Origin of the sequence: Flavobacterium sp. (genome assembly GCF_032153895.1) — a bacterium.
GTDB lineage: Bacteria > Bacteroidota > Bacteroidia > Flavobacteriales > Flavobacteriaceae > Flavobacterium.
In genome coordinates, this window is record NZ_JALDYN010000011.1 from 1 (window position 1) to 23,960 (window position 23,960).

The following is a 23,960-nucleotide window of genomic DNA, read 5'->3' on the forward strand; positions in this document are numbered from 1 at the left end:
ATTTGTATTTTTGAGCATATTTCAGAAAAATGGCAAATTTAAAAGAGCGTTGGGGCATTCAAAGCAATTGGCAGATGGCTGTCATTTTTGTTGTTTTTGCCATTACCGGAACAACCGCTTCCTATCTTTCAAAACCAATTCTTGAAGCTTTGGGAATAACGCGCGACACTTTAAGTCCGTTTTTATATTGGCCGCTTTACATATTGATAATTCTTCCGGTTTACAAAGTTTTGTTGGTTACCATCGGAACTATTTTCGGGCAACATACCTTCTTTAAAAATTTCGTTTTCAAAATGCTTCGCGGCATGAAATTAGGTTTCATTGCAGATGCTTTCGGAAATAAAAAAGGAGCCTAAAAAGACTCCTTGTAATTCTATTTATTTTCTTCTTTCTTTATCAGATAAGTATAAATCCAGGTAAGTGTAAAGGTTGGAATAAAATCTACACCCGGTAATAATTCTTCCACAAAAACGGTTAATCCACCAATGGTTCCAACGGTTCCTTTGTACATTCTTGCTAAAACAAAACCTGCAATTGGTGCCCAAAACACATCGGTTAATTCTGCTACCAACGGAATTCCATACGAAGCATAACCAACCAAGTCTAAAATAATACTCCAGACTAATTTTTTGTTTTTACTATCGGTTTGCGTTTGTAACTCGGTGTTTGTCATTAATTTATCTTTTCTATACCTACTACAAAATAAATGCCAAATTTTATTTTTGACTTATTCTTTCAATTTCGATTTATAGTTTTTACGCAGTTTATCCAATTTCGGGCTGATCACTGCCATGCAATAGCCTTGATTTTTATTGCGGTTGTAATAATTCTGATGATAATCTTCTGCCGGATAAAAAACCGTAGCGGCTGAAGTTTTCGTTACTACTTTCTTCCCGAAAATGTTCTGATCGGTCAAAAGTTTTATGAAATTTTCCGCAGCTTTCATCTGATTATCATTGTGATAAAAAATTTCGCTTCGGTATTGGGTTCCAACATCGGCGCCTTGTCTATTTAGTGTTGTCGGGTCGTGGGTGGCAAAAAACACTTCCAAAATATCTTCATACGAAATTTCATTTGGGTCGAAAGTTATCTCAATCGCTTCGGCATGACCGGAATAACCTGAACAAACTTCTTCATAGGTTGGATTCTTCGTTGTTCCGCCAATATATCCGGAAACGACTTTTTTCACACCTTTCAATTCCAAAAATAAAGCTTCGGTACACCAAAAACATCCGCCGGCAACCGTGGCTACTTCCAATCCTTTTTGTTCGTTCATTGTATTGTTTTCCTTATTTTGTTCTGCAGACAGGCTTTTCTCTTTCGACTGACAACTTAGCGTCGAAAATGCAATTAAAAATACAAAAAATGCTTTCATGGCGATTCTTTTTTCAAATGTAACAATTCTTAAATCCTGATTTTTCATCGTTAACGAAACTTTATACTACTTACGGAATAATGAACGATTCGGATTTCATTCAACTCAAAATTTTCGTTTCTTTGTAGAAATTCAGAGCGATGATTCAGGCAAAAAACATTCATAAATATTTCGACAAACTTCATGTACTGAAAGGCGTAAACCTTACCATCAACAAAGGCGAAATCGTTTCCATTGTTGGTGCTTCGGGTGCAGGAAAAACGACTTTACTTCAGATTTTAGGAACGCTGGACAAACCTTCTTCCGAAAAAAACATGGAACTGCTTATCAATGACGAAGATGTTTTGAAGATGAACGACAAAGCCTTATCCAAATTCCGAAACCTGCAATTGGGATTCATTTTTCAGTTTCATCAATTGCTTCCTGAATTTACGGCTTTGGAAAACGTTTGCATTCCCGCTTATATCGCCGGAAAAGACAAAAAAGAAACTGAAGAAGAAGCCAAACGCTTATTGGATTATTTAGGATTATCACATCGTTACGACCATAAACCAGGCGAACTTTCAGGTGGTGAACAGCAACGTGTGGCAGTGGCTCGTTCCTTAATCAACAAACCAGCTGTAATTTTTGCCGATGAACCTTCCGGGAATTTGGATACACATTCGGCAGAAAATTTGCATCAGTTATTTTTTAAACTTCGTGATGAATTTGGACAGACGTTTGTAATCGTTACGCACAACGAAGAATTAGCCAATATGGCCGATCGAAAATTAGTCATGGTTGATGGTGATATCCGTAACGAAGTGACCAACGATAGCCCCATTTCTAACGAATAACATTTTGGATTTTACCGAATTAAAAGATTTTCTCGATAAAAAAGTCGAGTTGTACAACCATCCGAATTTTATCGAAAGTGATCCGATTCAGATTCCGCATCAGTTTTCGTTGAAGGAAGATATTGAAATTTCGGGTTTTCTGGCATCCGTCATCGCTTGGGGCAATCGTAAAATGATTATCAAAAACGCACAGAAACAAGTTGAATTGCTAGGAAATTCACCATATGATTTCGTAATGTGTCATTCGGAATCCGATTTGGAAAAACTCGAGAGCTTTGTACACCGAACTTTTAACGGTCAGGATTTTATCGGGTTCATCAAAAGCTTGCGCAATATTTACCAGAATCACAACGGATTAGAAGCGGTTTTTGCTAAAAATCAAGATTCGGATTCCATGCAAAGAAGTATTTCGGAATTCAAAAAAATCTTCTTTGAAATCAATCACTTATCCAGAACTGAAAAGCATTTACCAAATCCATTAAGCGGTTCTGCTGCCAAACGCATCAACATGTATTTGCGCTGGATGTGCCGCCAAGACAATAAAGGTGTGGATTTTGGTATCTGGAAAACTATTTCGTCGTATAAACTTTCATGCCCGTTAGATGTACATTCCGGAAACGTGGCAAGAAAATTAGAACTACTTTCCCGTAAACAAAACGATTCCAAAGCTTTAGCGGAATTGGATGCAAATCTTCGAAAATTAGACACAAACGATCCTGTGAAGTATGATTTTGCCTTATTTGGATTGGGCGTTTTTGAAGGATTTTAAAACTAGAAAACTTCCTAACTTCTACTACTAAATTTAGAAATTGTATCTTTGCCCAAAATATCCGTGTTATGAGCAGTTTTGAGCAATTTAACTTACCGAAGTCTTTACAGAAAGCCATCGACGAAATCGGGGTGACTACGCCTACTCCAATTCAGGAGCGTGCGTTTCCCGTAATCATGTCGGGCCGTGACGTAATGGGAATTGCCCAAACCGGAACCGGTAAAACTTTTGCTTACCTGCTTCCCATCTTAAAACAATGGAAATTTACACCAACGCATACGCCAAAAGTTGTGATTCTAGTTCCAACTCGCGAATTAGTAGTTCAGGTTGCCGAAGAAGTGGAAAAACTGACCAAATACATGTCTGTTCGTGTTCTGGGCGTTTATGGTGGTGTGAATATCAACACTCAAAAAACATCGGTTTATGAAGGCGTAGATGTTTTAGTGGGAACGCCTGGTCGTGTAATGGATTTAGCGCTTGATAACGTAATCCGTTTTGACGAAATGCAGAAATTGGTGATTGATGAGTTTGATGAAATTCTGAATTTAGGTTTCCGTTTTCAGGTAACTTCGATTTTGTCGATGATGAAACCGAAACGCCAAAACATCTTATTTTCAGCGACAATGACCGATGAAGTAGACGAAATGCTGGAAGAATTTTTCGATTTTCCGGAAGAAGTTTCCTTGGCACCATCGGGTACACCGCTTGAAAAAATCAAGCAATTAGGATATCACGTTCCGAACTTTTTGACGAAAATCAATTTACTGAAACATTTGCTTTCCGAAGATGAAACCTTGGAACGTATTTTGGTTTTCGTAAACAATAAAAAAGTAGCCGATATCGCTATGGATTTATTGGAAGAAGATTTTCCGGAGCAATTTGGAGTAATTCACTCGAACAAGTCACAAAATTACCGTTTGAATACTATGGCGAGTTTTCAAAATGGTGAAATTCGCGGTATTGTTACTACTGATATCATGGCGCGTGGTTTAGATATTTCCGATATTACGCACGTGATTAATCTGCAATATTCTGAAGTTCCCGAACAATATATTCACAGAATTGGTCGTACCGGACGTGCCGACAAAGAAGGTATCGCCATCAGTTTAATTGGTCCGAATGAGGAAGAATTGAAAATTGAAACCGAGCTTTTAATGGAAAAGGAACTGGAAATTCTGGAAATTCCTTCATCAGTTAAAATCGAAGAAAAACGTTTGGAATTCGAAAAGGAAAAGAAAAAAATCAAATTCCTTTTAAAGAAACCAAAACAAGAAGGCGGCGCCGCTTTCCACGAGAAATCGGATAAAAATAAAAAAGTGAATTTGGGCGGACCGGGAAAACGAACCCCGAGAAAATCAGCTCCAAGAAACCGTGAAGTGGAACGCAAAAGAGCGCAGAAGAGAAAGAAAAAATAATTATCTTTGAAAAATCTTTACAACTAAATGCAATTCAAACATCCTGAAATTCTGTATTTCCTCTTCCTGTTGGTGATACCAATTTTAGTGCATTTATTTCAGTTGCGACGTTTTAAAAAGGAATATTTTACCAACGTTAAACTTCTCAAAGAGCTTTCCATACAAACTCGAAAAAGTTCGACCATCAAAAAATGGCTGTTATTAGCAACGCGCTTATTGTTGCTGACTTGCTTGATTTTGGCTTTTGCGCAACCTTTTTTCAAAGCAAAAGATAGTGAAAGCACTGGTAATGAAATGGTTATCATTTTAGACAATTCCTTTTCGATGCAAGCCAAAGGCAGTAAAGGCGAATTACTCAAAAGAGCCGTTCAAGATTTACTGGAAAACACGCCGGAAAAACAAAGATTCTCTTTAGTGACCAACACCGAAACGTTTTGGGACACCGATATAAAGTCGCTACAGAAAGATTTACAAAACTTGCAATACAGCTCGACGCCTTTTCAATTAGATTTTTTGCTGACCAAAATCGAAACCAAGAAACACAACATTCCGCTTGATATCGTGGTGATAAGTGATGTCGTTGGAGTTGAACAGAAAGAAGTTCAAAAATTAGCCGAACGAAAATCGGTTTACAGTTTGCTTCCGGAAGCTGAAAATAAAAACAATATCAGTATTGACAAGGTTTCCATCAGCCAACAACTGGAAAATTTCTATGAAATTAAAGTCGACATTGCTGTTTACGGTAAAGTGGATACTGAAATTCCGATGTCGGTTTACAATGGTAACAACTTGATTGCCAAAACATCGGTTAAACCAGACTCGGACAAAAAATCGATCACATTTACACTGCCTAAAAAAGATTTTCACGGTTATGTGACAATTGAAGACAACAGTTTGACTTACGACAATCACTATTATTTCAGCATTTCCAAACCTGAAAAATCAAATGTTACTGTAATTGGTGATGCTGCTAAAAATCAATTCCTTACCCGAATTTATACCGCCGATGATTTCAATTTCACCAATACTGAATTAAACACTTTAAACTATAATTCTCTTGAAAATCAAGATGCTGTGGTTTTGAATGAATTGAAAGATATTCCGCAGGCGTTGGGAACAACTTTAAAAGATTTTTACGCAAAAGGCGGCAATATCGTACTGATTCCTTCTTCGGAAAATTCGGTTCAAAATTTAAATACTTTTTTAGGGAATTTTACCGGATTGAAAGCAAATGCAATTCAAAATCAGGAAAAACAGATTACGAAAATCGCGTTCAGCCATCCGTTATACCAGACGGTTTTTGAAAAGAAAATTGACAATTTCCAATATCCGAAAGTAAACTCGGCATTTACCTTTAACGGTAATACTGCTCCGGTTTTAAGCTACGCAGATCAATCGTTTTTCTTAGGTTCGGTGACCAATAAAATCGGAAACTTTTATGTGTTTTCCTCGCCGATTAATAAAACGAACAGTAACTTTCAAAATTCGCCATTAATTGTTCCGACGTTTTACAATATGGCGCAAAACAATCAGAAAACCGGAATTTCTGCTTATACAATCGGAGAAAATGAAAACCTGATTTTAGACGTTTTACTTTCTAAAGATGAAGTAGTTACCATCGCAAATGATGCTTCCGATTTCATTCCTATGCAACAGATTCTGAATAATAAAATCAAATTGTCTTTTGGGGATTATCCGGAAACTTCAGGCAATTATTCGGTATTGAAAAACAAAGAAAATTTAAAAAATATCAGCTTCAATCACGCCCGAACTGAAAGTGATTTGAGCCAACGCAACGACAACTTATTTGATAGTTTTACTTCAGCAGATTCAGTTTCTACAGTGTTTGACGACATTCATTCGGCACGAACCGGGAACGAAATCTGGAAGTATTTCATCATCGCAACACTACTCTTTTTATTACTCGAACTACTAATCCAAAAATTCGTAAAATGAACGTAATTTTTAAAAACGCAACGATACTCGATAAAGAAAGTCCTTTTCACAACCAAAAAGTGGATGTTAAAGTGGAAAACGGCAGCATCGCAACTATTGGACAAAATCTGTCTTCTGAAAATGGTTTTAAAGTGGTGGAATTAGACAATTTACACCTTTCGCAAGGTTGGTTCGATTCGTCGGTTTCGTTTGGCGAACCGGGTTTTGAAGACCGCGAAACTATCGCTAACGGTTTGAACACTGCAGCAAAAAGCGGATTTACGAACGTGGCGCTGCAACCCAATTCCTTTCCGGTAATCGATAACCAATCGCAAGTGAGTTTTGTTCTGAATAAATCAAACGGTTTTGCTACCCAATTGCATCCAATCGGAGCGTTTACAAAAAACAGCGAAGGAACCGATTTAGCCGAAATGTTCGACATGAAAAATGCCGAAGCGGTTGCTTTTGGGGATTATAATAAGAACATCGACAACGCCAATATTTTAAAAATCGGTTTACAATATGTTCAGGATTTCAACGGATTAGTGATTGCCTACTGTCAGGACAAAACCATCAAAGGAAACGGTGTAGTTCATGAAGGTTTGGTGAGTACGCGATTAGGATTGAAAGGAATTCCTGCTTTGGCAGAAGAATTGGAAGTAGCCCGAAACTTGTTTTTATTGGAATATTCCGGTGGAAAAATGCATATTCCGACAATTTCTACTGCAAAATCGGTGGAATTGATTAAAGCTGCAAAGGCTAAAGGACTGAACGTAACTTGTTCTGTAGCAATACACAATTTAGTTTTAACCGATGACGTTTTGAGCGGATTCGATTCAAGATATAAAGTAACACCACCATTACGCGACGAGAACCACAGAAAAGCTCTTATTGAAGGCATTTTAGACGGAACGATTGACATGATTACTTCCGACCACAACCCAATTGATATTGAATTTAAAAAGATGGAATTCGACAATGCTAAAAACGGAACTATCGGTTTGGAAAGTGCTTTCGGGGCATTGCAGACTATTTTACCTACTGACGTTATCGTTGAAAAACTAACCAAAGGAAAATCGGTATTCGGAATTGAATCATCGGCAATTAAAGAAGGAAATAAAGCTTCTTTCACATTATTCACCACAGCAGGAAATTGGGAATTTACCAAAGAAAATATTCTTTCAAAATCTAAAAATTCTGCGTTCTTAGGCCAACCGATGAAAGGTCGCGCCTACGGAATTTACAATAACGGACAATTAATCTTAAACTAATCGTCATGGAAAACAACACGGTAGAACAAGGAAAAACTACGGCAATTATAAGTTATCTAACCATTTTGGGAAGTATCATTGCGATTTTCATGAATCTGGAACCGAAAAATTCGTTTGCCAAATTCCACATTCGTCAGGCGTTGGGAATCAATTTAATGTTTTGGGTATTAGGCTATTTCATTGGCTATTTTGACAGTTGGATGATTTCATCTGCCTTCTATGTTTTTGGATTCATTTTATGGGTTTATGGTTTTATTGCTGCTGTTCAAGGTGAAGAAAAAGTAACGCCTTTGGTTGGTTCTTATTTCCAAGATTGGTTTAAAAATTTATAATTCATGAGTTTTTCATTATATCATTTAGTTCGAGAACCAAAGGTTAAACTCGACAAAAACCCATTATTGCTATTGTTACACGGTTACGGTAGTAATGAAGAAGATTTGTTTTCTTTTGCTTCGGAATTACCTGAAGAATATTATGTCATTTCAGCTCGTGCACCCTATTCACTTCCACCGTACGGAAATGCTTGGTATGCCATTCATTTTGATGCCGATGAGAACAAATTTTCCGATAATGACCAAGCGCGTGATTCCCGTGATTTGATTGCGAATTTCATTGATGAACTAATTGCAAATTACCCAATTGACAAAGACAAAGTTACTTTAATTGGATTTAGTCAAGGAGCTATTTTAAGTTATAGTGTTGCGCTTTCGTTTCCTGAAAAAGTACAGCGTGTAGTAGCTTTAAGCGGTTATCTGAATTTAGATATTATTGACGAGAACTTCCGAAACAACAATATTAGCGATTTAAAATTCTTCATTTCCCACGGAACCGTTGATCAGGTTATTCCAGTGGATTGGGCACGAAAGGCACCAGAATTTTTAAAAGATTTAGGCTTAGACATAGTCTACAAAGAATATCCCGTAGGTCACGGTGTAGCACCACAAAATTTTTACGATTTCAAGAACTGGTTACAGTCTTAAATAAAAATCCCGCTTTAATTTAAGCGGGATTTTTTTATTGTTCTACTTTATCGCTGCCGACAAATTTCTTTTCTTGTGCAATGGCCGAAACGTATTGAATTTCAGTTCCTTTCTTAAGCACGTAACCTTTCCAGGATTCCAGCATCCAATCGTTGTTTACATAAGGTTTTCCTTCGCTTTCTCTTTTCAGTATGATTGATTTGGAAGACGTTGGTAAAAACAATTCGGCTTTGTCTTGCTCTTCGTTGAAAATGATATAAGCATTCAAGGTTGCTTGCTCATTGTCTTCTTCAGTTGCTTCAGCTTCATTTTTATAAGGAGCCAAACGATAACCTTCTTCGAAAACACGAATACAACCGTTTTTAATTTCAGACCACATATAGCCCGCCGAAGTCACACAGCCTTTTTCGTCTTTATCCGTACCTAAAACGACTTTTTTATCTCCTAAATCTACTTCGTTATCTTTATCTCGCGGCTTCAAAATCAAGTCGCAAGACGCCAATAAAAAAGGGATGATAACTACTATGAATAAATTTCTTTTCATGATTCGAAAATAGCGGTTAATTAAAACTCGAAAAACAACAAATTATTGTCCTGGTTTTCTCGGTTGATGCAAAAGCGTTTGTATCGTTTCAAAATCGGTTGGTTTTCCTTCATTCAGGAATTATTTGATTAGAATTTCACCGCGAAAATTTCCGGAATACACATCGGCTATAATCCATCGGTGATTAATGATTTTAAATTTGTTGATGATGAATTTATTCCCGTCAATGGCATCATACGGCACTAAACGATTCCCCTTCGGATCATCATTCAAGGCCAATAACTCATTGCGAAGTTGCTCCGTAAGCTCAGTAATACTATAATTTTCCAGATAATTCTGAGATTCATCGTTCATTTCCAAAGAAAAATAATTCGCGTCAATCATCTGATTGTAAACAATGTTCGACGAATCGCGTACCATTTTAATTTTGGCATCACAATTTTCAATCTCTTTGCTTTGGGTTTTTAGAATCTTTGTCGAATTCATATATTGAAAAATGTTGAACAACAAAGACAAAATGAACAGATATAAGACGATTTTTTTCATGGTTTTAAATTGTAATTTCTAAATTATCGTAAGCCAAAAATACGTTTTTCGGCAGTTTTTTTTCTACTTCTTGGTGAAAACCTAGCAAATGACTGATGTGCGTTAAATAAGTTCGCTCCGGTTTGATTAGTTCTACGAAAGCCAAGGCTTCTTCCAAATTGAAATGCGTCGCATGTGGTTCTTCACGCAAAGCGTTAATTACCAAAACCTTAACACCTTTCAATTTTTCAATTTCGGCATCATCTATGGTTTTTACATCCGTTAAATACGCAAAATCGTCCACCCGAAATCCGAAAACCTGCAAATCACCATGCCACACATTAATCGGAATTGCTTTTTTATCACCAATAATGACCGTTTCTTGTTCTTGTATTTCAAATTCCTGAACAGATGGTGCTCCCGGATAACGGTTTTCAGTCGCAAATATGTATCCGAAACGTTGGTGTAAATTATTCAAAACTCGTTGATGTGCATAAATCGGTAAATCGCCCTGACGAAAATTATACGGACGAATATCATCTAAACCCGCAGTATGATCGGCGTGTTCGTGGGTAAAAAGGATTCCGTCGAGTCTTGTGCATCCGCATGCTAACATCTGTTGACGAAAATCGGGACCACAATCAATTACATACGAAAATTCTCCCCAATGCAACCAAACAGAAACCCGCAAACGCTTGTCTTTTGGGTCATTACTTAAACAAACAGGATGATTGCTCCCGATTACCGGAATACCCTGCGATGTACCTGTTCCCAAAAAATATACTTTCAAACGGATGATTTTTTACAAAAATAGAATTATTTATCTTTTGTAAAAATAGCTATTTTGTTAACTTTGTCAATATCTATTGAAAACATGAAGATTACCGAAGGAGAATTGATATTAAAAGGCGACCGAATAATTGAGCACGTTCCCGCCATTGCCGATAAGGCTTTACGAATAAATCTAAACAAAAACATTTACGGAACTTTTGCCGAAATTGGTGCGGGTCAGGAAACGGTTCGTCACTTTTTCCGTGCGGGTGCTTCATCCGGAACGATTGCAAAAGCGATGTCTGCCTATGACAAAGACTTCAGTGACGCCATTTACGGTATCGAAGAAGACGGTCGTTATGTAACCGAAAGCCGTTTGCGTAAAATGTTAGCCCACGAAACTCGTTTGATTGAAGAACGTTTGGGGCGTGAAAAACATCCGGAAAAATTATTCTTCAGTTATGCTAATACTGTTGCGACCATAGATTTTGCAAAGCAATTCAAAGGTCATGGTTGGATGGGCATTAAATTTCAGGTAGATCCGGGAGAAGATTACAACGAGATTATCCTTCACATTCGTTTCAAAGAAAATGATTCCAAATTACAACAGGAAACCCTTGGTATTCTTGGCGTTAACTTGATATACGGTGCTTTTTACAAGCACAATGATCCGAAAAAACTCTTACGTTATTTGTACGACCATTTGGATAAAGACCAATTGGAAATTGATACAATCAACTTTTCCGGACCGAAATTCAAAGACGTTGACAACCGTTTGATGAGTTTACAATTGGTTAAAAACGGAATGACCGAAGCCGTAATGTTCGGACCTGACGGTAATAATGTTTTACCAGCTGCGGTATTGTACAAGAAAAATATTTTGGCCCTACGCGGAAGTTTCCGACCGGTTACCAAAGTAAATATGGACATGTACGAGAAGTCGTTGGAGATGTTTTTGCAGGAGAAAAAAGTGGATAAAGAAAATGCCTTGGTAGTTTTCGAAATTACACTTTCCAATTTGCGCTCTGAAGGAGAAATCGACGAGCGTGACTTCATGGACAGAGCTGAATTGCTGTGTTCTTTAGGACAAACCGTAATGATTTCCAATTTCCAGGAATACTACAAAGTAGTGGAATATTTCTCCGAATATACCAAAGCCCGCATGGGATTAGCCATGGGTGTCAGCAACTTAATTGACATTTTCGACGAAAAGTATTACCGTCATTTGAGTGGTGGAATTCTGGAAGCTTTCGGAAAATTATTCTACCGCGATTTAAAAGTATTCTTGTATCCGATGGAAGAAAACGGCGAAGTAATCAATTCGCAAAACTTAAAAGTACATCCGCGTATGAAAGAATTGTACAAATTCTTCGCTTACAACGGAAAAGTATTGGATATCACGGATTTCGATAAAGACCACCTTAAAATATTCTCCCGTGAAGTTTTAAAACTGATTTCAAAAGAAAAATCGGGTTGGGAAGACATGCTACCGGAAGGTATTGCGGAAATCATCAAGAAAAACAACCTATTCGGTTGTGGTGAAAAGAAGGAACTGGAAGAAGCAGAATAGTTTGCAGTATTCAGTGGTCAGTTTGCAGTTGTAATACAGGCCACTGAATACTGAACACTCCTCACTTTTTACTGAACACTTAATATCTGAGCGCTGTGCTCTTTGGTTTTTACTTTCGTAATTACTTCGTCGATGATTCCTTTTTCGTTAATGATGAAAGTCGTTCGGTGGATTCCGTCAAACTCGCGCCCCATGAATTTCTTTGGTCCCCAAACCCCGAAAGTTTCAATCAGTTTTTTATCTTCATCCGCCAATAACGGAAACGGCAATTCAAATTTGTTCTTGAAATTCGACTGCTTTTTTTGCGTATCGGCACTCACACCCAACAACGAATAACCTGCTTTTACTAATTCCGAATAATTATCCCTCAAATTACAAACTTCGATAGTACAACTTGGCGTGTTCGCAGCAGGATAAAAGAAAACGATTAACTTCTTTCCTTTATAATCCGATAGTTTATGTGCAATTCCGTCTTGGTCAACCGCAGTGAAATTTGGTGCTTTGTCACCTTTTTGAAGCATTTTCATTATATTTTTATTTGAATGGTATAAAGTTTAAATTTGTTCAAAGTTGCCACATTTTCTAATAATAAAAAAATGACTAAAGACGAAAAAGTACAATTTATCATCAATACTCTCAACGAATTGTATCCTGAAATACCGATTCCGCTAGATCATAAAGACGCTTATACGTTGTTAATTGCAGTTTTGCTTTCGGCGCAATGTACCGATGTTCGGGTAAATCAGATTACACCAATTTTATTTGCCAAAGCCGATAATCCGTACGATATGGTCAAACTATCAGTGGAAGAAATTAAAGAAATCATCAAACCTTGTGGCCTTTCTCCAATGAAATCAAAAGGAATTCACGGATTATCTGAAATTTTGATTGAAAAGCACAACGGTGAAGTTCCTCAGAGTTTTGAAGCTTTGGAAGCATTACCGGCGGTTGGTCATAAAACGGCAAGTGTGGTGATGAGTCAGGCTTTCGGAGTTCCTGCATTTCCGGTAGACACACATATTCATCGATTGATGTATCGATGGAATTTAACCAATGGAAAAAATGTTCAACAAACTGAAAAAGATGCCAAACGAATCTTCCCGGAAGAACTTTGGAACGATTTACACCTTCAGATTATCTGGTACGGACGAGAATATTCACCGGCTCGCGGCTGGAATTTAGACAAAGACATTATCACCAAAACCATTGGGCGAAAAACGGTAATTGACGAGTATCACAAAGGGAAATAAACAAGAAATGCCCCGATTTCTTATCGAGGCATTTCCCTAATTAGCAAGGTTTTCAAAAGTTAAGTCACCTACTTTCGTAATGCTCAAAGCCTTTGAGTAATTGAGCAAAAAATTAACCGTTTCTTTCTTAGGCGACATTTTTGGACTTGCTTTTTTCTTCTTAGAGTAGAGTTTTGCCATTTTTTAGTATTTCAATTATACTACTATAACGCAACTCAAGTCCTAATATTGTCTAATTGGTCAAAATAATTTGATTTTTTTCAATAACCTTTCTCAAATTCATCAACGCATAACGCATTCTGCCTAAAGCCGTATTAATACTTACTCCGGTTGCGTCTGCAATTTCTTTAAAACTTAGATCTTCATAAATACGCATTACCAAAACTTCGCGCTGATCATCCGGAAGCTCGTTAATCAAGCGTTGTAAATCTTGTTCTACCTGAGCCGAAATAATTCTGCTTTCAATATTCGGACTGTTGTCTGACATGATTGAAAAAATAGAAAACTCCTCAGTTTCACGATAGTACGGCATTTTCTGATTTTTACGGAAATAATCCACAATCAGATTGTGCGCAATTCGCATCACCCAAGGCAAAAATTTACCTTCTTCGTTGTAGTTTTTTGCTTTTAAAGTTTTAATTACTTTGATAAACGTATCCTGAAAAATATCTTCAGTTACATCTCTGTCGGATACTTTAGAGTAAATAAAACCGTAAATTTTAGATTGATGTCTGTCAATTAATGTAGCTAAAGCAGTTTCGTCTCCACCTACATAATTTTTCACTAGGACTGCGTCCGGAAGTACAACATTAGCCATAATAATACCTTTTAGTTTTTGGTTTTGGGAATCGATGTTACAATTCTAAAAAGTATTTTTGTCGAATAGGCGAATGTTTTGGTGATGATTAATAACCCAAATGTACTGAATTTTATCTTTAATACACAAATAAAAATTCAATATTTAACATATTTTGATACAATAAATTCAAAATAAGCAATAGAAAATCTTCAAATTAGCAATTTCAAGCCTTTTTAACATTGAGAATAACAATAATAAAAACTTCAGCTTCAATTCTTTAAAAAGCAGTTTTTGGTTATCTTTGCAAATCATTGAATTTTGCTATGCAAACCGACATCACAACACTAGAACCGAAGAAAAATATCATCATTAAAGGCGCGCAGCTTCACAACTTAAAAAATGTGGATGTGGCGATTCCTCGAAACAAACTTGTGGTTATCACGGGCTTATCCGGTTCGGGAAAATCCAGTTTGGCTTTTGACACGCTTTATGCGGAAGGACAACGCCGCTATGTGGAAAGTTTATCTTCATACGCCCGCCAGTTTTTAGGCCGATTAGACAAGCCGAAAGTCGAATACATCAAAGGCATTGCGCCTGCTATCGCCATTGAGCAAAAGGTAAATACTACCAATGCGCGTTCAACGGTTGGTACTTCTACGGAGATTTATGATTATCTGAAATTACTCTATGCCCGAATCGGGAAAACTTATTCTCCGGTTTCAGGTTTAGAAGTCAAAAAACATACCGTTTCCGACGTAATCGAACAGGTAAAAACCTTTGATTTAGACAGCAAATGGCTACTTCTTTCTCCGATTCATTTAGAAGAAGGCCGAGCACTGGAAGACAAATTGAAAGTGCTTTTACAACAAGGTTTCGCCCGTATTTTGGTGGATGGCAACATGGTTCGTTTGGATGAAATTGATCAACATTCGCTTGATAATAAAGACATTCTGTTGATTATCGACAGAATTGTGGTTAAGGAAGAAGAAGAATTTTTCAACCGTTTAGCCGATGCCATTCAAACCGCATTCTACGAAGGAAAAGGCGAATGTTATCTGCAGGAATTGAATTCGGAAACTAAATTCACGTTCAGCAATAATTTTGAATTGGACGGAATTACGTTTTTAGAACCGAATATCCATTTATTCAGTTTCAACAATCCTTATGGCGCTTGTCCGAAATGTGAAGGCTACGGCAATGTAATTGGTATTGATGAAGAATTGGTCGTTCCGAATACGGCTTTATCGGTTTACGAAAACGCAATTTATCCGTGGCGTGGCGAAAGCATGGGTTGGTATCGTGACCAATTGGTTAACAACAGCCATCATTTCGATTTCCCGATTCACAAACCTTATTTCGAACTATCGGAAGAACATAAAACCTTAATCTGGAAAGGCAATAAATATTTTGTTGGCCTAGACGCGTTCTTTCAGGAATTAGAAGAGAAAAATTATAAAATACAGAATCGTGTAATGCTTTCCCGTTATCGAGGCAAAACCAAATGTAACATCTGCAAAGGAAAACGTTTGCGAGAGGAAGCGAATTACGTTTCAGTTGGCGGAAAAACTATTTCTGATTTAGTCGATTTGCCGATTAAAAACCTAATCGATTTTTTTAAAGAACTTACTTTATCAGAATATGACGAAAAAGTTGCTAAACGCCTTTTACTGGAAATTAACAACCGTTTGCGCTTTTTGGACGAAGTTGGCTTGAGTTACCTGACTTTGAACCGAAATTCCGCAACCTTATCCGGTGGAGAATCACAGCGAATTAACTTGGCGACTTCACTAGGAAGTAGTTTGGTCGGTTCGATGTATATTTTAGATGAACCAAGCATCGGTTTACACCCAAAAGATACTGAAAGACTTATTAAAGTTTTGGAAGATTTACGCAATTTGGGCAATACCGTAATTGTGGTGGAACACGACGAAGACATCATGAAAGCTGCGGATATGATTATCGACATCGGTCCCGAAGCAGGAACTTTTGGTGGTCGATTGGTAGCCCAAGGTACTTACGATGAAATCCTGAAATCCGATTCTCTGACGGCACAATATCTGAACGGTAAAATGGAAATTAAAGTTCCCGAGAAACGCCGCAAGTTCAAAAATCATATCGACGTTATCGGTGCGCGTGAAAACAACTTAAAAAACATTGACGTTACTTTTCCTTTGGAATGTTTAACCGTAATTACAGGCGTTTCAGGAAGTGGAAAAAGTACATTGGTTAAGAAAATACTATTCCCGGCGCTGCAGAAAAAACTGGAAGGTGTTGGCGAAAAAGCTGGTCAATTCACTGATTTGGCTGGAAGTTATTCGCACATCAAACATATTGAATACGTTGATCAAAACCCGATTGGAAGAAGTTCGCGTTCCAATCCGGTGACGTATATTAAGGCGTATGATGACATCCGTGATTTATTTTCAAAGCAGCAGCTTTCTAAAATGCGCAGTTATCAGGCGAAACATTTTTCGTTCAACGTAGATGGCGGACGCTGCGAAACCTGTAAAGGCGACGGTGAAGTTACCATCGAAATGCAGTTCATGGCTGATGTTCACTTGGAATGTGAAACCTGCAACGGTAAACGGTTCAAAAAAGAAATTCTGGAAGTTAATTTCGAAGGCAAAAACATCGACGATATTCTAACCATGACGATTGATGATGCGATTGCTTTTTTCAACGACCATAAACAAGTAAAAATTACCCAAAAACTGCAACCGCTTCAGGATGTTGGCTTGGGTTATGTTCAATTGGGACAATCCTCTTCTACCCTTTCTGGTGGTGAGGCACAGCGTATTAAACTGGCTTCGTTCTTAGTAAAAGGAGCAACCAAAGAAAAAGCGTTATTTGTTTTTGACGAACCTACAACCGGCTTGCATTTCCACGATATTAAAAAATTACTGGCTTCGTTTGATGCTTTGATTGAAAAAGGACATTCGATTGTCGTAATTGAACACAATCTCGATTTAATCAAATGTGCAGATTACATTATTGATATTGGCCCTGAAGGAGGCGAAAACGGCGGAAAACTAATCGCATTCGGAACACCGGAAGAAGTAGTAAAAAACACAAAATCCGAAACCGGAAAATATTTAAAAGAAAAACTATAAAAGAAAAGACCTCTTAATTGAGGTCTTTTTTATTCTATTACAAGTTTCTTCGTTATTCTTTTGTCGCCAGCTTCCAAAATACCTAGATACATTCCGGAGCTTAAGTCTGAAACATCAATAGTTTCTATTTGTTTGGCCTCTTTGAAAACATAATCTGCCACTTTCTTTCCGTTGATATCGACTATAGAAAACACATAATTCGGATTGGTTAAACTGCCCAAATTAATACTTAATTTTCCTTTTACCGGATTAGGAAAAACACTTACCTGAAAATCATCTGCAAATTCACTATTAGAAAGCGTTGTTGCTGCTTTGGCAAAGTGAAGTGTTGCGCCTGCCGCAGCTTTTGCCACGTTAAAATTATACACCGGGTCCATATTTACCAATAAATCATTAGTTGTATGTGCGTAAGGTGTTTCGTTGGTTTCAAAAAAACCGGTAATGATTTCATTGTTTTCTTCAAAAGGCATATAATCTGAGGCATAAGCATACGATAAAACTGGTGTTAAAGTTGAATACAAACTCACGCAGTTCATCAGTTCCTGTGTCATTGTGTTGGATAACGCATTGTTGGTTGTCGGATTCCCGGTATCGCGTTCACAGGTAATGGAATTGTTTGCCATTCCGGCTCTTCCGCCTACTTCATCAATATTGAAAACCAAACGGATGTCCATTTTGGGATTGGTCGCATTCACAACATTGGATACGTAATGCGAACTTCCGCGCAAACCGTCTTCTTCCCCACTGAAATTGATAAACTTCACAGAATATTCGGTTGGAATGTTCTGAAGCAATCGCGCTATTTCCAGAATCGTTATTACACCGCTTCCGTTGTCATTTGTTCCAGTTCCGGTAATCGAATCATAATGACCACAAACAATTACGTAAGTATTTGGATAAACCGTTCCGATTTTAGTAACCACAACATTTTTACAAGTTACCGGAGAACCTGAATAATTGTATGTATACGAATCTTCAACAATTTGAGAAGCCGTATAACCATAACTCAAATACTTGTTTTTAAGCCAATTTAAAGTGTTTTGTAAAGCCGACGAGCCTCTTACTTTTACGCCTAAACCTTCATACTCGGTCAAATTCGTGGTAACGTTTGATTGTGAAGTTTGATTGACAACATCAGCGTACGCCTGAATAAAAGTCTGCGCTGTGGTGGTTTGCAAACAAACTATTACTGATAACAACAGTAATAGTTTCGTGAAACATCGTTTCATTTTTAGTTAGTTTTAGTTAAGTCAGTTAGTTTGGTTCACGAATGTATAAAAATTTAACTTATTTGATGATTTATTTTAAAATATTATCATCTATAAATATAAAAACAATCTAACAACTAAAATTTTCTTCGCTCAACAAACACAATGATTATGAACACTTTAAACATTTCAACAAAAAAATCTAAACCCTACATTCATTTTTTGGCACGCAAATTGGATACTATTAAACAACAAGAAATTTTACTTGTTCGAGAAAGCTGAAAATCGAAAGAGTAAGCACAAGAATAAAATTAAATTGTCATGAAAAAAATTACTCTATTAGTAGCCAGCACTTTCCTGGTAGGAAGTATGGCTTTAGCGTCAGAAAATCCTGTTTTTTCTGACAACGGAAGAAACCCACGTCATTATGTGGATTATCGCAACGCAGAACCGATTATGTTCATGGAACGCGGAGTTGAGTTTTACGTATTCCCAAACGGTGAATTCGATTTCAACACCAGACCTTCAGGACCAAGACGAGCAGCGGTAAACACCACTTATGGAGCGCCTGGGGTTCGTGTTTCAACAACCTATTATGGTCCTGCAAATTATGGAGTTCGCGTAGAGCATGATAACTTCGGACGTGTAAGACGTGTAGGTAATGTGTTCATCAACTACGATAGCCGTAACCGTGTAAAACGTGTCGGTTCCATATACATGAGCTATAACAGTTATGCATTGACTCGTGTTGGTGGCTTAAGAATCTATTACAACCGCAGAGGCCAAATTATCGATGCGATAGGTTTTGTAAACGGATCAAGTCATGCGTATGCCTACAACCCATTCGCAACAACAGGAGGATATGGTGGAAATTATGGTGCCGATACCGATTATGACTACGGTTATGATAGCGGATCAGGTTACAACGACGACGATTACTACTACTACAAATCAGATGGTACAAAAGCCAAAATGAGTGCAGCAGAAATCGAAGAAGTTAAACAAGATGAGAAAGCCGTAAAGGCAAAAAATAAAAGATCGTAATTAAGATTTTGGTTGGTTAGTTTGGTTAGAATCCCGTGGAGCAGCAATGTGAAGCGGGATTTTTACTTTAATAGACTAGCCAGCTCTTTTGTCAAACTCTTACGACTGTATTGCTGTAAACCAACTGGAAACACTTTTAAATTCTGGTTTAAATACAAGTTGAAGTACTTCAGAATCGTTTCTTTTACTTTTTCTTTTTCGTCGTACAACGCGAATGTTCCGGTGTTGGTTTGTTGTAAGATTACCGAAAAATCTGCGCCTTTTGGGCCAATAGCTAAAATCGGACGTTCGGAAACCATGTATTCGAATAATTTCCCGGGAATGATGCTTTTAGTATCTTCGGAATCAATTTCAATCAACAATAAAACCTGTGATTTTCGTTGTTGTTCTACAGCTTCCTGATGCGAAACATAGCCTAAATTGTTCACAAAATCCGTCAGTTTGAATTCTGCAATCGTGTCTAAAACTTCCTGACTGGTGGCACCGATTAATTTCAATTCAAAATATTTGCGAAACTCTTCATTTTCTTTGGTCAGTTCACGCAAAGCTTTCCATAAAATTCGTGGATTGCGTTCCGATAAAAACGAACCGATATGCGCCAACGTAAATTTCCCATCCAAAGCCGGTCGTCCTACGTTTTCTATATCGTAACCGTTGGTGATTACGTGTATTGGTTTTGTAGTAATCGCTTCGAACTCCTTTTTCGTCGTTGGACTCGTTACCAAAAGAAAATCGGCAGTATTCATCACTTTTTTCTCTAAATCTTTATGCTTTTTAGCTGATGAATTCGATAGTTTCAACGCTTTATGATATCCAATAGTTGTCCACGGATCACGGAAATCGGCAATCCATTTTACCTTTAAATTTTCTTTCAGTTGCAAACCGATTAAATGTAAACTGTGTGGCGGACCAGTTGTTATTATCGTATCAATTCCGTTTTCCTTAATGTATTTTGTCAGATAGTTTACCGATGGCTTTACCCACAAAACGCGCGCATCCGGTATGAACAAATTTCCGCGAACCCAAAGCATCATTTTCTGAACAAACGATTGCTTCTTCTGATTTGGAATGATTCCGGAACTGATTTTTTTGGTACTTTTTTTCGAAAAAAACGACGCCCAGGCATACGGCTCAATAATTTTGTTTTTAAGAATAGTTACGTTTGCCGGCACTTCGGAAAGTAACTTTTCATCCATTAACGGATAGGTTGGATTCTCTGGAATGTAAACAATCGGTTCAATGTCAAAATCGGGTAAGTACTTTACGAATTTCAACCAGCGCTGAACACCGGGTCCTCCGGCGGGTGGCCAATAATACGTTATGATAAGTACTTTTTTCATTTACAATTTTGAAAGCATTAAACCTGCCCAAGTGGCGGTCAATCCTAAAATCACACTTAATCCGATGTATAAAAATGCTGCTCCGATTTGATTGTTTTGCATCAATTGTACATTCTCGTTAGAGAAGGTTGAAAAAGTCGTATAACCACCGCAAAAACCGGTTATCAAAAAGAATTTCAAATCGGAATTGGTAATGTTATTTTTCTCCAAATACCCCAAAAACAAACCAATAAGCAAACAGCCTAAAATATTAGCCGTAAACGTCGCATACGGAAAAACCGATGCAAAATTTTTATCAATAAACTGGGCAGTCAGGTAACGAAAAACGCTGCCTAAACCTCCGCCCAATGCTATTAATAAAAGGATTCGCATTATGCTATAACCTGTTTACGTTTTTTAATTTCTGCAAAAATTCCAAAGCCGATTAATGCAAGCATTCCAATGAAACTTACTAACGAAATCATACTTCCGGTTTTCACTACTTCTGGTTCGAATTTAAATTCGATTGTGTGTTTTCCTGCTGGAATTTGCAAACCTCTTAAAACGTAATCTACATTTAGAATCGTGGCTTCTTTTCCGTCGATTGTAGCAATCCAACCTTTTGGATAATAGATTTCTGAGAAAACTCCGAAACCTGCGTTTGCGTTGTTGGATTCGTATTTTATATGGTTCGGTTTGTATGCTTTTAACTGAATTGTTGCTGTTGAATCTTTCGTAAAACTTCCTTGCATCGATTTTATACTCATGGCATCATTCGACGCAAAGCTAATTACAGCTTCTTCTTTTGAATTCAATTTATCAAGAGCTTTCATTTCCTGATCTGCTGTCATAACATCCTTAACTTTAGACACAAACCAAGCATTTCCATTCGCTTTGGGATTTAACATCGGAATGTCTTGCCCTTGTTCGTCTTTCTGAATGATGTATTTCACGTTCAGCATGTTCAAGACTTCAATATTGTTTTTAGCAATCTGATAGTCGAACAACTGTTGCATTTTTCTAGGCTTGGCTGCATGATAACCACCAATCGATTTATGAAAATAAGACGAACGTGCGCTCGACATGTTTCCGTCCACTTCAAAAACGCGGTAATTTGTGGTGTCTTGTAAAATATGTTCGTCTGCTGGTGTTGCCTCGAATGGTAAATCCGCTTGACGGGCCGAAACGAAACTGTCATTATTCACGTAATTTTTATCCACGAAGAACAAATCGCCAACCATCAAAACGCCAACAATAATTATCGCTGTCAGTTCGGATAATTTATTTTTAACAAACAGCCAAAGTGTTCCTGCTGCCAACAAAATAAGGATTCCCGAACGCAACAAATCGGAAGTGTACATCGCTTTTCTTTGTTCAACCAAAGCATCAATGAATGGTGGTCCCATTTCGCCGTACATTTGTAAAAACATACTGTCGCTACCTCCTGTAAATCGGAACATTCCTTTTGCTAAAAACAGAATTACGATTGTGCTTAATGCTACTGCAGCAGTTTTCCATAAAGCTGAAAAACGTTCTTTTTCTTCGGCTTTAAAGAAGGCTTGTAATCCTAAAATTGCCATGACCGGCATACACAATTCTAACAAAACCTGAATCGATGAAACGGCTCTGAATTTGTTGTACATCGGCACAAAATCGATGAAGAAATCGGTTAGTATTGGAAAATGTTTTCCCCACGACAATAACAAAGATAAAATCGCACCGCCTAAAAACGCGTATTTGATTTTACGTTTATCCACAAACATTGCTAAAACAAACAAGAAGAAAACGATTGCACCAATATACGCCGGGGCTGTCACAATAGGCTGATCGCCCCAATAAGTAGGAACTGAGGAAGCAAAATCTTTCGCCTCAGCCGGTGATGCGCCTTGCGTTAAGACAAAATCATACATTGGTGAACCTTCACCTACGTTTTCATGGTTAGAACCACCAAACAAGCGCGGTGCAATTAAATTGAAACTTTCTGCAATTCCGTAACTATACTCTGTGATGTAATCGTAAGACATTGCGTTGTTGCTTTCGGCTTTTTGACCGTCTGCTGAAAAAGTCAATTCGCTGTCACTTCTTGTGGAATATTTGGCGTATTCCGAAGTTGCCATTAAGTTCGTAGCATTCGCTCCAACAGCTAAAATCGCAGCGATGGCAAATACTCCTGCTACTTTCCAAAGTCCTTTAAAATCTTTCTCTTTTAAGTATTGAATTTTATAATAAATCGCAATCACCAACAACAAAAACAGTAAATAATACGTCATTTGAAAGTGATTCGCATTGATTTCCAAAGCAGCGGCAAGCATCGTGAGCAATCCACCAACAACATACCGTTTCTGATAAACCAGAATTACTCCGGCAACCACCATCGGCATATAGGCAATCGCGTGGGCTTTTGCATTGTGACCAACACCAAGAATGATAATCATATAGGTTGAAAACCCAAAGGCTAAGGCTCCAAAAAACGATTTCAGCGTATCAACCCGAAGCGATTTCAACAAAATGAAAAAACCTAAAAAGTATAAAAACAGATAATCGGCAGGTCTTGGCAAAAAGCGGAAAACACTGTCTAATTTCTTGATATAGTTGTGCGGATAATTCGCTCCTAACTGATAGGTTGGCATTCCTCCGAAAGCACTATTCGTCCAGTACGGTTCTTCGCCAGTGGTTTTTCTGAAATCGGCTTGTTCTTTTGCCATTCCGATATATTGGGCTATATCACTCTGGAATACTTTTTTACCCTGCATTACCGGATAAAAATAGATAATGGAAATAATCGCAAAACCTGCTATAACCAGCAAATAAGGGTAGATTTTGTTTAGGTTTTTCATAGAAGTATGTAAAATTGCTTCGATTCGCTTAAAAATCAGGCTAAAATAACAATAAAAACCCTTTTAAAAAAAGAAAACGAACAACTGCTGTTATTCGTTTTCGTATTGTTTACTCAATTTCTTCAAAATCAATATACTCGCCAACTTTTTTCTTCTCTCGAGGCATTTCATTTTTAGGTGCCTGCTGCTGATTTTGTTGTGAGTATTGCTGTTGCGTATTTTGCTGATAATTCTGTTGTTGCTGTCTGAAATTTTGCTCGGCTTTCTTCACTACTTGCTGAAACAAATACGGCGCTAATAAACGCATTAAAAATTTCAAAGCGTAGTAAATGAAAAGTATCCAAAGTAACGTTTTTAACAGTCCGGTAAATGAGGCCGTCTCCATAATCCAAATAAAATTTT

At 37.5% G+C, this 23,960-nt stretch carries 25 protein-coding genes; 12 read left to right on the forward strand and 13 right to left on the reverse strand.

Going from position 1 to position 23,960, the window contains the following annotated elements; translation table 11 throughout:
* The first annotated feature begins 29 nt into the window (after positions 1 to 29).
* Complete coding sequence (locus tag RUH60_RS05855) at positions 30 to 356, forward strand: DUF6787 family protein (protein ID WP_313806364.1); 327 nt, start codon at positions 30 to 32, stop codon at positions 354 to 356.
* A 17-nt stretch (positions 357 to 373) separates the two neighbouring features.
* Here RUH60_RS05855 and RUH60_RS05860 read toward each other — a convergent pair whose 3' ends face one another.
* A complete protein-coding gene (locus tag RUH60_RS05860) occupies positions 374 to 673 on the reverse strand; it encodes a hypothetical protein (RefSeq protein WP_313806366.1) in 300 nt (99 codons plus the stop codon).
* A gap of 54 nt (positions 674 to 727) precedes the next feature.
* Positions 728 to 1,276 (reverse strand): peptide-methionine (S)-S-oxide reductase MsrA, encoded by a 549-nt coding sequence (gene msrA, locus RUH60_RS05865; RefSeq protein WP_313806461.1) that lies wholly within the window; start codon positions 1,274 to 1,276, stop codon positions 728 to 730.
* 239 nt (positions 1,277 to 1,515) lie between these two features.
* Here msrA and RUH60_RS05870 point away from each other — a divergent pair, with 239 nt between their 5' ends.
* The 7 genes from RUH60_RS05870 (at position 1,516) to RUH60_RS05900 (ending at position 8,581) form a co-directional block, all read left to right on the forward strand.
* Positions 1,516 to 2,211 (forward strand): ABC transporter ATP-binding protein, encoded by a 696-nt coding sequence (locus tag RUH60_RS05870; protein WP_313806368.1) that lies wholly within the window; start codon positions 1,516 to 1,518, stop codon positions 2,209 to 2,211.
* Positions 2,212 to 2,215: 4 nt separating this feature from the next.
* Positions 2,216 to 2,980 carry a TIGR02757 family protein gene (locus tag RUH60_RS05875; RefSeq protein WP_313806370.1) on the forward strand — a complete coding sequence of 255 codons (765 nt, stop codon included), beginning with the start codon at positions 2,216 to 2,218 and terminating at the stop codon, positions 2,978 to 2,980.
* Positions 2,981 to 3,048: 68 nt separating this feature from the next.
* Positions 3,049 to 4,395, forward strand: coding sequence for a DEAD/DEAH box helicase (locus tag RUH60_RS05880; protein ID WP_313806371.1), 1,347 nt, complete (start codon positions 3,049 to 3,051; stop codon positions 4,393 to 4,395).
* 27 nt (positions 4,396 to 4,422) lie between these two features.
* Positions 4,423 to 6,351: a BatA and WFA domain-containing protein gene (locus RUH60_RS05885; RefSeq protein WP_313806373.1), complete on the forward strand. Its 1,929-nt coding sequence runs from the start codon at positions 4,423 to 4,425 to the stop codon at positions 6,349 to 6,351.
* Positions 6,348 to 7,601, forward strand: a complete 1,254-nt coding sequence (locus RUH60_RS05890) for a dihydroorotase (protein WP_313806375.1) — start codon at positions 6,348 to 6,350, stop codon at positions 7,599 to 7,601. Before RUH60_RS05885 ends, RUH60_RS05890 begins: the two co-directional genes overlap by 4 nt.
* A gap of 5 nt (positions 7,602 to 7,606) precedes the next feature.
* On the forward strand, positions 7,607 to 7,933 hold the full coding sequence (locus RUH60_RS05895; protein ID WP_313806377.1) for a hypothetical protein: 327 nt from the start codon (positions 7,607 to 7,609) through the stop codon (positions 7,931 to 7,933).
* A 3-nt stretch (positions 7,934 to 7,936) separates the two neighbouring features.
* Positions 7,937 to 8,581 carry an alpha/beta fold hydrolase gene (locus RUH60_RS05900; protein WP_313806378.1) on the forward strand — a complete coding sequence of 215 codons (645 nt, stop codon included), beginning with the start codon at positions 7,937 to 7,939 and terminating at the stop codon, positions 8,579 to 8,581.
* Between the two features lie 34 nt (positions 8,582 to 8,615).
* Here RUH60_RS05900 and RUH60_RS05905 read toward each other — a convergent pair whose 3' ends face one another.
* From RUH60_RS05905 to RUH60_RS05915, 3 genes are all read right to left on the reverse strand, one after another.
* Positions 8,616 to 9,125, reverse strand: coding sequence for a hypothetical protein (locus tag RUH60_RS05905; protein WP_313806380.1), 510 nt, complete (start codon positions 9,123 to 9,125; stop codon positions 8,616 to 8,618).
* 120 nt (positions 9,126 to 9,245) lie between these two features.
* Positions 9,246 to 9,671: a hydrolase gene (locus RUH60_RS05910; RefSeq protein ID WP_313806382.1), complete on the reverse strand. Its 426-nt coding sequence runs from the start codon at positions 9,669 to 9,671 to the stop codon at positions 9,246 to 9,248.
* 4 nt (positions 9,672 to 9,675) lie between these two features.
* Positions 9,676 to 10,440 carry an MBL fold metallo-hydrolase gene (locus tag RUH60_RS05915; RefSeq protein ID WP_313806384.1) on the reverse strand — a complete coding sequence of 255 codons (765 nt, stop codon included), beginning with the start codon at positions 10,438 to 10,440 and terminating at the stop codon, positions 9,676 to 9,678.
* A gap of 84 nt (positions 10,441 to 10,524) precedes the next feature.
* On the opposite strand from RUH60_RS05915, the gene RUH60_RS05920 reads away from it, so the two are divergent.
* Positions 10,525 to 11,991 (forward strand): TonB-dependent receptor, encoded by a 1,467-nt coding sequence (locus tag RUH60_RS05920; protein ID WP_313806385.1) that lies wholly within the window; start codon positions 10,525 to 10,527, stop codon positions 11,989 to 11,991.
* 68 nt (positions 11,992 to 12,059) lie between these two features.
* Here RUH60_RS05920 and bcp read toward each other — a convergent pair whose 3' ends face one another.
* Positions 12,060 to 12,518, reverse strand: coding sequence for a thioredoxin-dependent thiol peroxidase (gene bcp, locus RUH60_RS05925; protein WP_313806387.1), 459 nt, complete (start codon positions 12,516 to 12,518; stop codon positions 12,060 to 12,062).
* A gap of 69 nt (positions 12,519 to 12,587) precedes the next feature.
* Here bcp and nth point away from each other — a divergent pair, with 69 nt between their 5' ends.
* Positions 12,588 to 13,241 carry an endonuclease III gene (gene nth / locus RUH60_RS05930; RefSeq protein WP_313806389.1) on the forward strand — a complete coding sequence of 218 codons (654 nt, stop codon included), beginning with the start codon at positions 12,588 to 12,590 and terminating at the stop codon, positions 13,239 to 13,241.
* A gap of 36 nt (positions 13,242 to 13,277) precedes the next feature.
* On the opposite strand, the gene RUH60_RS05935 is transcribed toward nth, so the two are convergent.
* On the reverse strand, positions 13,278 to 13,421 hold the full coding sequence (locus RUH60_RS05935; protein WP_313806390.1) for a hypothetical protein: 144 nt from the start codon (positions 13,419 to 13,421) through the stop codon (positions 13,278 to 13,280).
* A gap of 52 nt (positions 13,422 to 13,473) precedes the next feature.
* On the reverse strand, positions 13,474 to 14,058 hold the full coding sequence (locus tag RUH60_RS05940; protein WP_313806392.1) for a sigma-70 family RNA polymerase sigma factor: 585 nt from the start codon (positions 14,056 to 14,058) through the stop codon (positions 13,474 to 13,476).
* A gap of 305 nt (positions 14,059 to 14,363) precedes the next feature.
* Between RUH60_RS05940 and uvrA the strand changes: the two genes are divergently transcribed.
* Positions 14,364 to 17,150, forward strand: coding sequence for an excinuclease ABC subunit UvrA (gene uvrA / locus RUH60_RS05945; RefSeq protein ID WP_313806394.1), 2,787 nt, complete (start codon positions 14,364 to 14,366; stop codon positions 17,148 to 17,150).
* 29 nt (positions 17,151 to 17,179) lie between these two features.
* On the opposite strand, the gene RUH60_RS05950 is transcribed toward uvrA, so the two are convergent.
* Entirely contained in the window at positions 17,180 to 18,379 is a 1,200-nt protein-coding gene (locus RUH60_RS05950) for a M28 family peptidase (RefSeq protein WP_313806396.1), read from the reverse strand.
* Between the two features lie 300 nt (positions 18,380 to 18,679).
* Between RUH60_RS05950 and RUH60_RS05955 the strand changes: the two genes are divergently transcribed.
* Entirely contained in the window at positions 18,680 to 19,402 is a 723-nt protein-coding gene (locus RUH60_RS05955) for a hypothetical protein (RefSeq protein WP_313806398.1), read from the forward strand.
* Between the two features lie 62 nt (positions 19,403 to 19,464).
* Here RUH60_RS05955 and RUH60_RS05960 read toward each other — a convergent pair whose 3' ends face one another.
* The 4 genes from RUH60_RS05960 to RUH60_RS05975 all read right to left on the reverse strand — a co-directional run bounded on the left by RUH60_RS05960 (position 19,465) and on the right by RUH60_RS05975 (position 23,943).
* Entirely contained in the window at positions 19,465 to 20,742 is a 1,278-nt protein-coding gene (locus tag RUH60_RS05960) for a glycosyltransferase family 4 protein (protein ID WP_313806400.1), read from the reverse strand.
* Positions 20,743 to 21,114, reverse strand: a complete 372-nt coding sequence (gene crcB, locus RUH60_RS05965) for a fluoride efflux transporter CrcB (RefSeq protein WP_313806402.1) — start codon at positions 21,112 to 21,114, stop codon at positions 20,743 to 20,745.
* Positions 21,114 to 23,558 (reverse strand): YfhO family protein, encoded by a 2,445-nt coding sequence (locus RUH60_RS05970; RefSeq protein ID WP_313806404.1) that lies wholly within the window; start codon positions 23,556 to 23,558, stop codon positions 21,114 to 21,116. The genes crcB and RUH60_RS05970 overlap by 1 nt, the downstream gene beginning before the upstream one ends.
* A gap of 109 nt (positions 23,559 to 23,667) precedes the next feature.
* Complete coding sequence (locus RUH60_RS05975) at positions 23,668 to 23,943, reverse strand: DUF4834 family protein (RefSeq protein WP_313806405.1); 276 nt, start codon at positions 23,941 to 23,943, stop codon at positions 23,668 to 23,670.
* Positions 23,944 to 23,960: the final 17 nt, after the last annotated feature.

Excerpts from the sequence above, each read along its gene's own strand:
- RUH60_RS05855 (WP_313806364.1), top strand. The coding sequence starts at position 30 with ATGGCAAATTTAAAAGAGCGTTGGGGCATTCAAAGCAATTGGCAGATG.
- RUH60_RS05860 (WP_313806366.1), bottom strand. The coding sequence starts at position 673 with ATGACAAACACCGAGTTACAAACGCAAACCGATAGTAAAAACAAAAAA.
- msrA (WP_313806461.1), bottom strand. The coding sequence starts at position 1,276 with ATGAACGAACAAAAAGGATTGGAAGTAGCCACGGTTGCCGGCGGATGT.
- RUH60_RS05870 (WP_313806368.1), top strand. The coding sequence starts at position 1,516 with ATGATTCAGGCAAAAAACATTCATAAATATTTCGACAAACTTCATGTA.
- RUH60_RS05880 (WP_313806371.1), top strand. The coding sequence starts at position 3,049 with ATGAGCAGTTTTGAGCAATTTAACTTACCGAAGTCTTTACAGAAAGCC.
- RUH60_RS05885 (WP_313806373.1), top strand. The coding sequence starts at position 4,423 with ATGCAATTCAAACATCCTGAAATTCTGTATTTCCTCTTCCTGTTGGTG.
- RUH60_RS05890 (WP_313806375.1), top strand. The coding sequence starts at position 6,348 with ATGAACGTAATTTTTAAAAACGCAACGATACTCGATAAAGAAAGTCCT.
- RUH60_RS05895 (WP_313806377.1), top strand. The coding sequence starts at position 7,607 with ATGGAAAACAACACGGTAGAACAAGGAAAAACTACGGCAATTATAAGT.
- RUH60_RS05900 (WP_313806378.1), top strand. The coding sequence starts at position 7,937 with ATGAGTTTTTCATTATATCATTTAGTTCGAGAACCAAAGGTTAAACTC.
- RUH60_RS05905 (WP_313806380.1), bottom strand. The coding sequence starts at position 9,125 with ATGAAAAGAAATTTATTCATAGTAGTTATCATCCCTTTTTTATTGGCG.
- RUH60_RS05910 (WP_313806382.1), bottom strand. The coding sequence starts at position 9,671 with ATGAAAAAAATCGTCTTATATCTGTTCATTTTGTCTTTGTTGTTCAAC.
- RUH60_RS05920 (WP_313806385.1), top strand. The coding sequence starts at position 10,525 with ATGAAGATTACCGAAGGAGAATTGATATTAAAAGGCGACCGAATAATT.
- bcp (WP_313806387.1), bottom strand. The coding sequence starts at position 12,518 with ATGAAAATGCTTCAAAAAGGTGACAAAGCACCAAATTTCACTGCGGTT.
- nth (WP_313806389.1), top strand. The coding sequence starts at position 12,588 with ATGACTAAAGACGAAAAAGTACAATTTATCATCAATACTCTCAACGAA.
- RUH60_RS05935 (WP_313806390.1), bottom strand. The coding sequence starts at position 13,421 with ATGGCAAAACTCTACTCTAAGAAGAAAAAAGCAAGTCCAAAAATGTCG.
- RUH60_RS05940 (WP_313806392.1), bottom strand. The coding sequence starts at position 14,058 with ATGGCTAATGTTGTACTTCCGGACGCAGTCCTAGTGAAAAATTATGTA.
- uvrA (WP_313806394.1), top strand. The coding sequence starts at position 14,364 with ATGCAAACCGACATCACAACACTAGAACCGAAGAAAAATATCATCATT.
- RUH60_RS05950 (WP_313806396.1), bottom strand. The coding sequence starts at position 18,379 with ATGAAACGATGTTTCACGAAACTATTACTGTTGTTATCAGTAATAGTT.
- RUH60_RS05955 (WP_313806398.1), top strand. The coding sequence starts at position 18,680 with ATGAAAAAAATTACTCTATTAGTAGCCAGCACTTTCCTGGTAGGAAGT.
- RUH60_RS05960 (WP_313806400.1), bottom strand. The coding sequence starts at position 20,742 with ATGAAAAAAGTACTTATCATAACGTATTATTGGCCACCCGCCGGAGGA.
- crcB (WP_313806402.1), bottom strand. The coding sequence starts at position 21,114 with ATGCGAATCCTTTTATTAATAGCATTGGGCGGAGGTTTAGGCAGCGTT.
- RUH60_RS05970 (WP_313806404.1), bottom strand. The coding sequence starts at position 23,558 with ATGAAAAACCTAAACAAAATCTACCCTTATTTGCTGGTTATAGCAGGT.
- RUH60_RS05975 (WP_313806405.1), bottom strand. The coding sequence starts at position 23,943 with ATGGAGACGGCCTCATTTACCGGACTGTTAAAAACGTTACTTTGGATA.